This is a genomic window from Streptomyces sp. NPDC091280, from assembly GCF_044768565.1.
Lineage (GTDB): Bacteria > Actinomycetota > Actinomycetes > Streptomycetales > Streptomycetaceae > Streptomyces.
This window is the reverse complement of record NZ_JBIVUZ010000024.1, coordinates 15827-29282: the sequence shown is the minus strand read 5'-3', so window position 1 is coordinate 29282 and position 13456 is coordinate 15827. Positions and strand designations below refer to the sequence as shown.

At 68.0% G+C, this 13456-nt stretch carries 8 protein-coding genes and 1 pseudogene; 4 read left to right on the top strand and 5 right to left on the bottom strand.

What is annotated here, in order from left to right; all coding sequences use genetic code 11:
* Positions 1-191 precede the first annotated feature (191 nt).
* Both ACIQPR_RS46370 and ACIQPR_RS46365 read right to left on the bottom strand, forming a co-directional pair.
* Complete coding sequence (locus ACIQPR_RS46370) at positions 192-1178, bottom strand: phosphotransferase family protein (RefSeq protein ID WP_403662910.1); 987 nt, start codon at positions 1176-1178, stop codon at positions 192-194.
* A gap of 289 nt (positions 1179-1467) precedes the next feature.
* On the bottom strand, positions 1468-3915 hold the full coding sequence (locus ACIQPR_RS46365) for a glycoside hydrolase family 3 C-terminal domain-containing protein (protein ID WP_403662907.1): 2448 nt from the start codon (positions 3913-3915) through the stop codon (positions 1468-1470).
* Positions 3916-4101: 186 nt separating this feature from the next.
* Between ACIQPR_RS46365 and ACIQPR_RS46360 the strand changes: the two genes are divergently transcribed.
* Positions 4102-5253, top strand: a complete 1152-nt coding sequence (locus tag ACIQPR_RS46360) for an ROK family protein (protein ID WP_403662904.1) — start codon at positions 4102-4104, stop codon at positions 5251-5253.
* A 547-nt stretch (positions 5254-5800) separates the two neighbouring features.
* On the top strand, positions 5801-6295 hold the full coding sequence (locus tag ACIQPR_RS46355; RefSeq protein WP_403662901.1) for a hypothetical protein: 495 nt from the start codon (positions 5801-5803) through the stop codon (positions 6293-6295).
* Between the two features lie 17 nt (positions 6296-6312).
* Here ACIQPR_RS46355 and ACIQPR_RS46350 read toward each other — a convergent pair.
* Positions 6313-7949, bottom strand: a pseudogene (locus tag ACIQPR_RS46350) (IS1182 family transposase).
* A 368-nt stretch (positions 7950-8317) separates the two neighbouring features.
* Here ACIQPR_RS46350 and ACIQPR_RS46345 point away from each other — a divergent pair.
* Positions 8318-8524, top strand: coding sequence for a hypothetical protein (locus ACIQPR_RS46345; protein WP_403662898.1), 207 nt, complete (start codon positions 8318-8320; stop codon positions 8522-8524).
* 147 nt (positions 8525-8671) lie between these two features.
* On the opposite strand, the gene ACIQPR_RS46340 is transcribed toward ACIQPR_RS46345, so the two are convergent.
* Both ACIQPR_RS46340 and ACIQPR_RS46335 read right to left on the bottom strand, forming a co-directional pair.
* Positions 8672-8860 (bottom strand): hypothetical protein, encoded by a 189-nt coding sequence (locus tag ACIQPR_RS46340; RefSeq protein WP_403662895.1) that lies wholly within the window; start codon positions 8858-8860, stop codon positions 8672-8674.
* Between the two features lie 126 nt (positions 8861-8986).
* On the bottom strand, positions 8987-12304 hold the full coding sequence (locus ACIQPR_RS46335; protein ID WP_403662892.1) for an NACHT domain-containing protein: 3318 nt from the start codon (positions 12302-12304) through the stop codon (positions 8987-8989).
* A gap of 442 nt (positions 12305-12746) precedes the next feature.
* Here ACIQPR_RS46335 and ACIQPR_RS46330 point away from each other — a divergent pair, with 442 nt between their 5' ends.
* On the top strand, positions 12747-13010 hold the full coding sequence (locus ACIQPR_RS46330; RefSeq protein WP_403662889.1) for a transposase: 264 nt from the start codon (positions 12747-12749) through the stop codon (positions 13008-13010).
* The last annotated feature ends 446 nt before the right edge of the window (positions 13011-13456 follow it).

Below are 13456 nucleotides of genomic sequence, written 5' to 3'. Positions count from 1 at the left end.
CCTTCCGGGATCCGGGGCGGTCCCGGTGTGCGGCCTGTATATCGGCCGGGTCGGCTGCGACTTCCTTCCTGCGCGGCGCTCAAAAGGATGTCCCTGGCTGTGCTGGTGAGCCGACGGTGGCCGATCAACGGGCGCACCCGGCGGCCGGTCCGCTACGAAGATCACGACCTGTCCGTGATCTCCGAGTCGGTTCAGCGGGCCATGAGTTGATCGAGCTGGGTGCGGGCGAAGTCGTAGGTGGTCGGGTCCGTATGGCCTCGGAACACCGTCTCCACGATCATGACGACGGCCAGATGCAGCGAGTACAGCAGCCGACGCTTGCGCTGCGAGGTGGACAGTTCACCCAGGCCGTAGCCGCTGACGAAGTCGGTGGGGTCGCCGAACGCGGGCATGTCGATGCCGGTGAAACCCGCCTCCATCAAAGGGTCGCCCCACATCGCGCGTTCGTGGTCGAGGATCGAGACGATCCGGCCATTCCTGATCATCGAGTTCTTCGTCCACAGGTCGACCTCGACGAACCGCGGCTGGTCCACCTCGTCCAGAGCATGCGCGTTCCGCGCGAGGACCGCGCGGATCTCGTCGTAGTCCCGCCCGATGTCGACGCCCGCCCGCCGCCCGTCGGCAAGGGTGTCCTCCATCATCAGGGTGAAAGCCTCACGCCACGTCGCCGAGCCCGTGCCTACGAGCGGTCCGAAGTGCGGGCCGGTGATCGAGTTCAGTTCCCTGTTGAGCGCCCCCAGTTGACGCCCGCCCGCGCTGACCACCTCGGCCGGCAGCCGCCCCTCCTCGACAGCGATGCCGAAGTTGTCCGCGTCCACGTACTCCATGAAGAAGTAGTCGGCCGCGACCAGTTCCCCGCTCGGATCGGCGTAGTCGACCCGAGGCACCGGCACCGTCGTGCGCTCGCGCACCAGCGCCAGCGCCGTCAGCTCCGTACGCATCATTCCGCGCTCACGGGTCAGCACCTCGACATCCGGGGGAGGGGCGATCTTCAGCACCACCTGCGACCCGTCACGCAGTTGGATCCGGTAGGCGACGTTGAACCAGCCGTGGGTGATCTCCTCGGCGAAACCGTCACTCTGCGGCACCTGCCCGCTGCCATAGGCACGCTCGACCATCGCACGCAGTGTCCGCGCCGACTGCCGGTTCTTCGTGATGCTCTCCGTCACGGCATCCACCCAAGGCTCCTTCCATCACGCTCGCTCTGCCCCGCTTCCGGCGCTGCACAGCGTAGTGCGAGCCCTACGGTCACAGGAGAGCAGGCGTGAACATGCGGTGGGCCCCGACTCTGGGAGCCGGGGCCTTCTTCGGAAGGGGCATTCAGGCAACTGAGCCTTGAGTGACGGGACTTCCGCAGGGGTGAGCGTGTGACCGTGGGAGGTGATCGCCAAGGCCGTCATCTGCGGGATGCCGGCCGTGCCGCCACGGCCGGCAAGCCTGGTGGAGGTGGAGGGAGGAACCGGGCTGTCAGCGGGTGACGTCGACGCTTCCGTGCACGGGGAGGGTCCGCGACGAGGAGCCGACCCACACGTCCCGGTTGCCGGTGCCGAGGACCCAGCCGTGGGAGGACGTGTTCCAGTACTTCAGCTGCTGGGCGTCGACGCGGATGCGCACGGTCTTCGACTGCCCCGCGCGCAGCCGCACTTTCTGGTAGCCGCCGAGCGAGCGCACCGCCTGCGGCGCGGTGGTCCTCGGGCTCGCACCGACGTAGACCTGGGCGACCTCGGCGCCGTCACGGGTGCCGGTGTTCTTCAGAGTGAAGGAGACGGTCAGCGTGCCGTGCACCTGCTGTACGGAGAGATCGCGGTAGGCGAAGGAGGTGTACGACAGTCCGTAACCGAAGGGAAAGAGCGGTGTCGACCGCTCCTTGTCGTACCAGCGGTAGCCCACGTAGATGCCCTCGGAGTAGTTCTCCTGGTTGTCGACTCCCGGGTACCTGAGCGGGTCGTCGGCGACCGGTGTCGCGGACTCGCTCGCGGGGAACGTCTGGCTGAGCCTGCCCGAGGGATTGACGTCGCCGTAGAGCAGCCTGGCGGTGGCCTCGGCGCCGTTCTCCCCGGGGTAGTACATGTCGAGGACCGCCTTGACCTTGGACAGCCACGGCATGGTGATCGACGACCCGGTGTTGAGGACGACGAGGGTGTTCGGGTTGGCGTCGGCGACGGCGGAGATGAGTCCGTCCTGGTCGGCCGGCAGGGAGAGGCTCTTCCGGTCGAAGCCCTCGGTGCCGTCGTCGTAGGCGAAGACGACGGGGGTCTTCACCTGGCGGGCCAGGGCCACCGCCTGTTCGCGGGCGGCCTGCGCGGCCTGCGGGGTGACCCAGCTCAGCCGGACCTTCGTCGGTCCGCCCTGGATCGCGAAGGCGCCGGCCGCGAGGCTGTGCGTGCCCGCCGTGAGGTGCACCGTGGCGTTGCTGGAGCCCAGGAAGCCGGTGATGACGGTGCTCCCGTCGATCTTCAACAGGCCGTAGGCGGCGGGGAGGTCGAACACGAAGGAGTAGTCGCCGTCGGTCGGCACGGTGAGGGTGCCGCTGTAGTAGAAGGAGGCGTCCGGCGTGACGGGGATCGTGCCGTCCGCGTCGACCGGCAGGGGGGTGCTGAGGGCCGACGCGGGGATGGGGTCGCCGGTGTCGACACCGGCCGCGTAGCTCACCGTGGTGTGCCGGCCGGCCCGCGCGGTGATGGTGTCCAGCGGCGAGGCCGCGGAGTCCGGTACGACGTTGGAGCTGCCGCCGCCGGTGACCTTCGGCGTCTTCGCGGTCGGGCCGATGAGCCCGATGCTGGTCTCCTTGCCGGTCAGCGGAAGTGCTCCGCCGGTGTTCTTCAGCAGGACCGCGCCGGATTCGGCCACCTTCTGGGCGACTTTCGCACCGCCTTTCGGATCCCTTGCCGGTCGCCGGGTCGCCGCACCGTCGAGGAGGCCGAATTTCGTCATCTGCCGCAGAATGCGTGCGACCGAATCATTCAGCTCGGAGACCGGAATGGTGCCGTCGGTTATCGCGGTCTTCAGCTCCTCGCCCAGGTAGACGCCGCTGGGCATCTCCTGGTCGAGGCCGTTCACGATATCGGTCGTTGCGTGGGCCGCGCCCCAGTCCGACATGACCCAGCCCGAAAAGCCCCACTGCTCCTTGAGGATTGAGTCGAGCAGTTCCTCGTTGCCGCAGCCGTGGCTGCCGTTCACCGAGTTGTAGGAGCACATCACCGCCCCGGCGCCGGCCCTGACGGCTGCCTCGAAGGGGGGCAGTTCGATCTGACGCAGGGTCTGCTCGTCGACGTTGACGTTCACCCCCATGCGGTTGTCCTCCTGGTTGTTCTCCGCGTAGTGCTTGACGGTGGTGATCAGGCCCTGGCTCTGGACGCCCTCGACCTCACCGGCCACCATGCGGGAGCTGAGCAGCGGGTCCTCACTGAACGTCTCGAAGTTCCGCCCCGCGTACGGCACTCGGATGGTGTTCGTCATGGGGGCGAGCAGGACGTCCTGGCCGAGCGCGCGGCCGTCGCGTCCGACGGTCCGGCCGAACTCCCGGGCCAGTTGGTCGTCGAAGGACGAGGCGAGGGCCACCGGTGCCGGCATCGCGGTGGCGTGCTCGTTCACCCGGACTCCCGCCGGACCGTCGGTCAGCCGCAGTTCGGGGATGCCGAGTCGGGGCACTCCCGGGATGTATCCGGCCTGTCCCAGCGTCTTGGGATCGGTGCCGCCGTGGACGAAGGACAGTTTCTCGTCCAGCGTCATGCGGGCGATGAGGGCGGCGACGCGCGCGGACACCTTGACCGTCAGGCCCGGGCCGTCCACGCCCGACGCATTGGGAGCCACGGCAGTGCTCCCGGCCAGGAGCGTCACGCCCACTCCCACGATCAGCGCCGTACGGCGTAAACGGCTGCCGTGGCGTTCTACCGATCTTCGATCGAGCTCCATGCGAACTCCTCACCACTGAAGTGCCCGATGATTTACGTCTCCTACGGACAGAATTCGAGTCGAAGCAGCTGGCTCTATAAAGGGTCGAACGCTCAAGGAGGCTAAATTCGCACATTCGATGCGTCAACCCTCTGGAATTCCGCTCTTGACGGACATAAATTGACGCCCCCACAGGGGAGGTGACACGTGTCGGCGCATGACGACGTCCTGTCCCATGTCCGGCGGCACGGGAGCGCGTCGCGCCCCGAACTGCAGACGGCGCTCGGCATGACCCGTCCGGTCGTCGCGGCCGTCGTCCGCGACCTTCTCGCCGAGGAACTGCTGACCGAGCACCAGGGGGAGAACACGGGCGGCCGCGGGCGCCCCGGCCGGCGCCTCCGGCCGCGCTACCCGGCGGGCGCGGTCATCGGAGTCGACGTCGGCCACCGGCATCTCACCGTCGCCGCGGCCACCCTGGACCTCACCGTCCGGACCGAACGCCGGGTGGCGATCGATGTGGACACCCGGCCGGCCTCGGCCCTGGACATCACGGCCGACATGATCCGGCGGACGGTCGAGGAAGTCCGGCTCACCGTCGACGGGCCCGTGAGCGCGTGCGTCGTGGGCATACCGGGGCCGTTGGACATGAGCAAACGGGCGATCGCCTCGCCCACCATCCTGTCCAGCTGGGCCGGGCTCGATCTCGCGGCCGAACTGAGCTCCCGGACGGGACTGACCGTCTCCCTCGACAACGACGCGAATCTCGGGGCTCTGGCCGAACACCGGCACGGCGGCGCCGACCACCGAGGCAATCTCATCTACGTCAGAGCCTCCGACGGCATCGGAGCGGGCCTCATCGTCCACGGGATTCCGGTCAACGGCAGCTTCGGGGCCGCCGGCGAGATCGGACACACCCAGGTGATCCCGGACGGGGACTGGTGCCGGTGCGGCAACCGCGGCTGCCTGGAGACCATCGTCTCCGTCCGCCAGGTGCTCCAGCAGGTCCAGCACTTCTACCCGGGCGACAGCGACCTGCTGTCCCGGCTGCCGGAGATCGCCCAGCACCCGGTGGCGCGGAAGATATTCGCCGAATCCGGCCGCACCCTCGGCCGCGTCCTGGCCAATCTGTGCGCACTGCTCGACCCCGGGGCCGTCGTCATCGGCGGCGAGATGAGCCAGGCGGGCGAGGCGTTCGTCGGTGGCGTCCGCGACTCGATCGAACGGCTCGCCCAGCCGGGCTTCGACAACCGCGTCCAGGTCGTCGCGTCGGCCCTCGGCACCCGCGCGGAGCTGATGGGGAGCCTCACGCTCGCCCGGGACATCGCCCTGCGGGGCGGAATCCGGCGAACCGAGGGGTGACCCGTTCCGCACGGGCCGCCGGATCGTCCTCGCTCCGGCGGCCTGGAGGTCCGACTGGCGGAATTCGGGTATCCCGCCGGTCGCCGGTGACGGTGCAGCCGTTCCAGGTCGTCAACCATGAAGCCGCAGCCGCGGTGCGCTGGCTGGCGGTGGAACGGCTAGGCACGGGGCCGTGCAGGCCGTACGTGAACAAGTACAGCGCCGAGCAGCAGAGGCCACGGCGGTGCTCGCGCCCGGTAGTTTGCCGATCTCCACTTGGAGCCCGTACCGCTTGGCCGAGCCGGGCCTGATCACCGGGGTCAGCCAGGCGGGTGCGGCCTCGGCCAGGACATGAGCGGCGTCGGTACGCTGTCGGCCCTCGGCCTCGAGCAGACGCTGTTGGTTAATTCAGGGGCAGGCTCTTCTCGGCCCCGCTGAGCTTCGGCTCGGCGGGGCCGAGTGCTGCGAGCGGACACCCCTGGTACCGCGCAACTCGGCGCCCTCGGCAGAAGCAGAGGCTGGGACGTGGTAGGAAAATCACTGCTCGGAGTCGGGGGAGCGGTGGCCGGTGGTGCTGTTGCTGTGTTCTCCGGCAACCATGCCAACCACGCCATCACCGACATCGCCAGTTAGTTCGGAGTTGATTGTGGTGGGGATTTTTCTTCTGGTCTTCTGGGGTGGCAGCGCCTGCTTCTCCGCCTGGCGTGCCCAGCGGTTGTGGAAGGATCCCGACTACTACCAGCAAGTCGTGGGCCAAGGGGTGTTCCGGTTCAGGGGCGACATCAACCGTGGACTGGTTCGCGGCTGGGCGCCCTTCTCGGTCGGCGGGTTGGCGCTGATGGCGGCGATGATGATGTTCATCATCGGTGGTGTCGGCCAGCGCCCGCACGAGGGCTCCTTCGCAGCACTCGTCGTGGCCGGTCTGCTGCTCGTCGTCTTCCTGGCCGGCGTCGTTCTCCAGCTCTCGGTGGCCTGGTTCAACCGGCCACGCTGGTGTGTCCCTGCCTACCTCCGGGAAGAGAGCGGAGCATGGGCGCAGCGGCACCCGCGTAAGGCACGCTGACCGAGTGCACCCACGGATCATTGGGGGCCGAGTGCTGCGAAGTGGCTGGTGCGGGTGTGGCCCCGGGGTGTGCCGGTGAGGTGGGCGTCGATGCGGGCGAGGTTGACCGCGGCGCCGGTGAGCTGGTGCTGGAGGCTGGTTTTTGCGAGGCCGCGGTAGCGGGATCTGCGCAGGCCGCAGCGCTGGACGCCCTGGGAGATCGTGCCCTCGACTCCGGCGCGGGTCTTGTAGCAGTCCTTCCAGGTGTCGGTGTCCTGCTCGGCGCGGGCCTGGCGGAGCGCTTCGTGCTCTTCGCGGGGCCGCAGGGTCAGACGGCGGCCGAGGCTGGAGGGGGTGCACTGTTCGCGGACCGGGCACGGGCGGCAATGCCCGCCGTTGAAGCGGACCCTGATCACGGGGGTGCCCTCGGGTGAACGGTCAGGGTTCCAGCGGGTGGTGGTCTTTCCGCCAGGGCAGGTGACCTGCCCGCCCTCCCAGTCGATGGTGAAGTCGTCGGCGGTGAAGCCGTTGTTCGCGGCGGCCTGGTGGCTGACGATGCCGACGACGGGCCCGGTAAGCGTGACACCATAGTCACGTCGGGTGCTGACCAGCAGATGCGCGTCGACGTATCCGGCGTCGACCAGGTGCTCGTCGGGCAGACGGCCCGCCTGGGCGAGCTGGGCATGCACGGCTTCGGTCATCGAGATGTCGGGCACGGTCGCCACGGTCGTGGCCACGTTCGTGATCAGGTTCCGGGTGTCCGGTTCACAGGTCTCGGTGAGGTGGACCTTGTATCCGTCCCACATGGTGTCCCGCTTTACGCTGCCGCGAGCCTCGGTGTCATAGGAGCTGACCAGGCGCATCGCGCCCGGCGGGCGGTCTTTTGGGTCCCTGCGCCTCACCTCGCCCTCCACCGGGTGGAAGGACTGGTCCCAGACCTGACGCAGGTGTTCCACCTGTTCGAGCGTCCGCAGTCCTTCGGGTGCACCTGGTGAGAAGACGGCTTCGAGCAGCCGCATCCCGTCACGGCCGATCCGTGCCCCCACCTCGTCCCGCTTGGTGCGTGACTTGGGGAAACGGGAGTCCTCGGCCCTCGTGGCGTAGTTCCTGAACCAGTCCGGTTCCGCGACCTGGGACAGCCGCTGCGGTGCCGCCTGGGCCAGCGCGTTCAACGCGGCACGCAGCGTCTCGGCGACCATCTCCAGCCAGCACAGTTCCCGGGCCGCCGTCAGCACGTGCGTGGAATCGGTCCGTGCCCGGGCCGCGGTCGTCAGCAGTCCCCGTTCCCCGGCCGCGATCAAGATGCCGTCCAGCACCCGGCGTCCGCGCCGGTCAGACGGTCCCTGAACTCCGACAGCACCGAGAAGTCGAAGCCGGGATCACCCAGTTCCAGGCCAAGCGCGTAGTTCCCGTCGATGCGGGCCCGCACCGCTTCCACAGCCTGCCGGTCGGTCAGTCCTTCCACGAACTGCAACACCACCACCAGCGCCAGCCGCCCCGGTGACCAGGCAGGTTTGCCTCGCGACGGGAACAGGTCCGCGAACTCCTCGTCCGTGAACAGCGGCCCCAGCGCGTCGCGGACCCGGATCGCCAGGCTCCCCTTCGGGAACGCGGCCCGCGCCACCCGCACCGTCTCCGCCGGGACCTCGTTCGGCCCGCTCGGCTGCATCGACATCCGCACCCACCCCATACGACAACGTCGGCCTTCAAAACCACAACCGGGTCTTGAAGGCCGACATCACGCGAGCCCCCGAATTAACCAACAGCGTCCCGAGCAGGCTAGGGGCCCTCGTGTGCACCAGTGCCGGATCGACGGTGGTGCCTCACCGTGGTGGGCTGGTGATGCCGTGCGCCGTTGTCGCTGGTCCCCGGAGGAGGATCGAAGTGTCCTGAGGCGTGGTCTTGGAGGCGGCGATGGTGTTACGGCTGGGGGAACTCGATCGGCGGGAGGCTGCGGCGCGGGAGGTGATCGACGAACTGCGTGACCAGTTGGGGGAGTTGACCGGGCGTTGAGGGTGTGGCGGAGTATCCGTCCTCGCCGGGTTGGAGACCCACCTGCGGCACAAGCTGGCCGTGGACCAGATGAGAAGTTTCGGCGGGGCGCTCGGCATCGAGTTCTCCGGTGGCTTCGAGATGGCCAACGCCTGGCGCGGAACGCTCAGCGCGGAGCAACTGGTGGAGTCCGTTCCGCCCGGTCTCGTCCGACAGGCCGCAGGCATGGAGGCGGCGGCGGACACGGCGATCAGGTAGCGGGCGTCGTCCAGGTCGTTGGCGTACAACTCTCCTTTGTTCGGGTGGGCATTGGGAGGCGCTGGAGTCCCAGGCCTCGGCCAGCGGGACGAGGTGGTCGACATCCAGCTTGCTCGCGCTGTCGAGGTGGCGGTCGTCGTTCAGGGATTACCAACTGCCAGCGGTCAGAGTGCAGTTGGGGCCGTGGACCGGGGCGGTGACGGCTTCGTCCTTGAGGACCTCCATGCGGGTGTTGCAGCCGTCGCGGTCCGCGTCGGTCCAGTGCTTGAACTTGGCGCGCTCGTAGCCGGTGCTGTCCTCGGTCCGTACCGGCAGCGTCACGCTGTCACCGGGCATGACGGCGCGCGCGGTTCGGCGGCGTGGGCGGTGAGCTCTCATCTGCTGTCGACTGAATTCGTCGGCACTCAAACCGATGGCCCACTACTGGCACTCATACGAACAGCGGGGGGTTGGTGATTCCGGTCAGGCGTCTCGGGTGACGTCGATGGGGCGAACGGTGCCGTCGTACAGGACACGTACACGTGCGCGGCGACTCGCTTCGTAGGCATGGTGGTGGGCCTGGGGGAAGTGAATGCTGTCGAGATCGCCACCAGGCAAGAACCGGATCAGCCACACGACTGACTCAAGCCCTTCTGCGGCGGCGGCCGCCACCGTGAGGAGCTTCTCGTAGTCCCTGCGGAGGGTGCCGAAGCCAGCACTCGGCGTGCCCTGAAAGTAGCGGAAAACAGCCTCCACCCGCGATCGCGGGATGTCATTCCGGATCTCGTAGGGTTCGAGGTGCTCGCCGCTGCTCAGCCGGTACAGGCAGTCGTCCACCTCGTCCTCGGGTGAGAAGGCGAACAGCCAGTCTCGCGCCTTCACACCATCAGGGCCCTCCAGTCCCGCCCGGGTCCGCAGATCCTCCACGATGCCTGTGACGCCATACGGCACCAGCACGGATACCAGGCGGTGCGGGGTGGAAACGGACTCGTCAGTCTCTTCCTGGATGTTCCAGCGGTCCAAGAGGACCACGTCGCCGTTCACGATTGCTGTACGGATGACGTCCAGGCCGACTGGTACCCCCCACGCGGCCAGCGTCGCCGAGGCGGCCACCCGCAGGCTCGCGTCGGGATGGCGGATGAACCTGTCGAGTTCTTCGGCGGCTCCGGGGCTGCTGTCCAGGCATTCGAGCGCCAGACAGCGTGCCTGGATCGTCACGGTGTGGTCACGGACGAGGGTCAGCAGTTCATCGCGCGGGACACGGCTGTGGCCAGCGGCAATATGGTCGCGCACAGCCGTGAGCAGCGCAGTGCCGCTGCCCATGGACCGGAACCGGTCCAGCAGCGGTCGCATCCCGGCCTCACCCGCCGCATCCAGATACGCCCCTGCCACGTCCTCGTGGTCGAGAGGGCGTTGGAGGAGGCCGAGGAGCCGTTCGGCCGTGCCGGGCTCCCGCGTGTTCTTCAGCGCGTCCCGCACAGCCGCCGCCACGACCTCGAACCATTCGAGGCCCACACGCCGTTCCAGTAACCGCAGGAAGATGTCAGCGGGAGCGCCGGCCTGGCCCAACGACCGTACGACCAGGGCGATGCCCTTGGCCGCCGACCAGGTGCCGCTTCTCGTCCCGTCCCCCACCTGCGTCAGCCGTCGTTCCAGCTCCGCGCGCAGTGCTGGAACCGCTGCCTCGACCCGCAGCGTCCCCAGCGCGGTGATCAGTGCCTCTCGCAGGTAGTAGACGGAGTCGACGCCGCCCAGCGAGAACGCGCCCAGCAGTCGCTCACCCACTCTCCGTCCACCGTGTGCCTCCAGAGCTTGGATCAGAGCGAGCCGGGCCTCGCCGTTGCGTTGGTCGTCGCAGATGTACGCGATGACCTCGTCGAGCTGTTCGTCGGACCGCGCCACACCGACCAGCGCCTCGGCCGCTCGGCGCTTCTCGTCCAAGTGCAGGGAGTTGTCCAGCAGGCCCCGAACCGTGGCCACGATCTCCCGCCGTAGTGCGACATCGGCCACCCTGGGGCTCCCCGTGAGGCAGCGCGCGGCGAGCAACAGGTCGGTGTGGAAGAGATCGTCGTCGGGCAGGACGAGAAGCCCGGAGCCATCAGTGCGAGGCCGGTCCGGTTCCAGTTGCAGAAGTCCCGACAGCAGCGGCGAAGCGTCCGGCAGTGCTCCTGCCAGCAGCAGGATTACCTCTTCCCACCACGGGTCGTAACGTGCTGTCACTGCTTGCCGAATCCCCTCCATACCTCGCTCCAGCAGGGCGGCGGCAGTGAAGTGCTCCTGGAGAGTGAGGTGCAGGAAGCCGTACCAGCCGTGGGCTTGTGGCTTGAGCAGGCCATACTGTGCGGCGATCTCGTCGAGAATTGCGCGGCTGTCCTCGGGGGCGAGGTCGATGGTCGGCAGGAAGCGCGCGATCTGGTCGAGGAGGTCGTCTTCGGGGAAATAGCGCAGGCCTCGCTGGTGGTAATGGCGGGCGATCTCCTTGAGCAGGTCCTGTTTGCGGTCGGTGGTGAAACGGCTGTAGCGCGAAATCTTGCGGTGCGCGTCCCACTCACGCAGCAGGACTTCGACGCACCGCTGGTACAACGCCGCCCGTCGCTCCGGGAGTTCGAGATCCCTCTCGTAGACGATCGCGATAAGGCTGAGCAACAGCGGGTTGGCGGCCAGGGTCTGCAGTCGGCCATTCGCCGAGAGGGCCTGGACCAGGCCTGCGCGGCGGCGATCACCCATGCCGAACCAGTTGGCGACGAATGTCTCGATCTGTGGCCACTCGAAGTCCAGTGCCTCCAGCACCTGGAACTGCGGCAGGCCACCCCGCCAGCCCTGTCGGCGGCAGGTCGTGGCGATCGGCGCGCGCGGGAACCGCGTGGCCAGCCGGGCCAGTTCGGCCGTAACACGGTGATACGCGCTCTCCGCCTCGCGTGCGCTCTCTCCTCCCAGCACCTCGTCCAGGCCGTCCAGCAAGAGCGCCGCGCTGCCGTCGGTGAGTTTCTCCACTATGTAGTCGCGAGCGTCCTCGAAGCCGTACTGGTCCGCCCAGTGCTCGGCGAGGTGGTCGAGCAACGACTCGTGCCCGCTTTCGATGAACCGGAACAACTCGACGTACGCCGGGAGTACGGGCAGCGACTCGTGCTCCGACTGCGTCGCCATGCGGAGTGCCAAGTGCCGCAGCATCGTCGTCTTTCCCGCGCCTGGATCGCCTACGACCACGATGTGCCGGTAGCGCTGGAGGGCATCGACGGGTGCATATGTATGGACAGCGGTCTGGTTCTCCGCCACAGCCCTGGCCTCAGCGCGCTCCGCCTCAGTACGCCAAGTCCGGCGCTCGGAGTCTGTACGGCGAGCCTGCCGCTCCACCTCGTCCGCAGACAGGAACCTCAATGGCTGCTGCTCCTGCACCCCTACCTGTACGTACAGTCGCTCCAACCGCAACGGCCGTGACATGTCCAGGATCCGCAGCGTCGACAACTCCTGCACCAGCCGTCCGCAGTACGCAGCCGCCCCCTCCTCCAAATTGGAGCGCCGGGCAGCCACCCGCTGAGCGGCCCGCTCCCGCTCTTGTTCCTCTTCCCTGGCAGCACGCCGGCGCTCACGCTCCGTCTGCTGCCGCTCGTGGTCCCACTCCTGTTCTTTCAGCCGTGCCTGAGCAACCGTTTCGAGTTGGATCTTCTCCCGTTCCAAGCTCTGGACACGCTGCACCTGCCATAGCGCCACCGCCGCCGCGATCACCGCGGCCAGCAGCCCGCCAAGCGCCGTGACGACGGACGCGCCGTCCAGTGCTAGGTGTTCACCCGACAGCGACACAGGCCCCCGCCCCTCTGTACGACTCTTGTCGATTCTGGCAGCGAGGACAGCCGATGAAACCCCTTCGTCTCTAAGTGGCTGTTGTCGTACCGATCTTGAGGCTTGGCGATCGAACGGGAGTCCCGTTCAGGTGATCGCGGGGTGCTCGGTGCATACAAGTAAGGCCTCCTGAACAGCGCGTCGGTGTCGAATCACCGAGCAGCAGGAGGCCCCCTGCGTCGCAGTCTTTGAGTCCCGGTGTCCGGGCATTCCAGCCCGGTCACCCGGAAGTGTGACTGCTTGGCTCACCGGTTCTGTAACGCCGCCGACAACCCGATGCGTGAGCGGCCGGTACCCGACCGACATGACGGACGCCGAGTGGGCCGTGGTGCGTCGGCTGCTGCCGGTGCTGGGCTGGCTGTGCGGCCGCGGTGGACAGGCGGAGGCGTACTGACACCGGCAGATGTTGGATGCGATCCGCTGTCTCGTGGACAACGGCCTTAAGTGGCGTGCGATGCCGGCCGACTTCCCGCCGTGGGACCTCATCTACGCGTTCTACCGCCGCCGGCGTGATCGCGCGCTGGTGAAGGAGTTCTACGGCCGGCTGCGAGCGAGCTTTTCAACGCCTGAGAGGTTGATCGCGGCACTTTCCTCACCCAGACCGAGAGTGCGGTCCTCATCGCGCTGCTGGCCACGGCCGATGAGTCCGGCGCTGGTGCTGCGGTGACCTGGTGCACGGTCGCCGAGGCCGCGCTGCGCCAACGGCCGAGCACGGAGTTGTTCGCCGCCCTGCCCGCGTCCTTGCCGGATCCGTTCCGGCGACGGGTCGGCCAACTCCGCCTGTTGTCGGCCGGGCTGACTCCCGGATCAGGCCGCCGTTGGCTCAGGCTCTCCGACACTGCGCGGGAATTCCTCGCTCCTGCCGCTCTGGCTGAGGGGTGAGCACGAGGCACCCCTGTGTGGCACGGCGAATACCTCCGGTCCACCGCTTTCCTCGTGGCGGCGGGCCACAGGGTGTGCTCAGAGGGCGAGGGCGACGGTGAGGGGTTGGTCGGGGCAGTCGGCGAGCTGCTGGGTCAGCGCGTCCCGCTCGACCGCGTCGATGCTCAGTAGGTGTTATTGAAGGCGGGCCGAGGACTGAGGCTCCGCAAAAGGGATTCAGGCTTGGGTGGT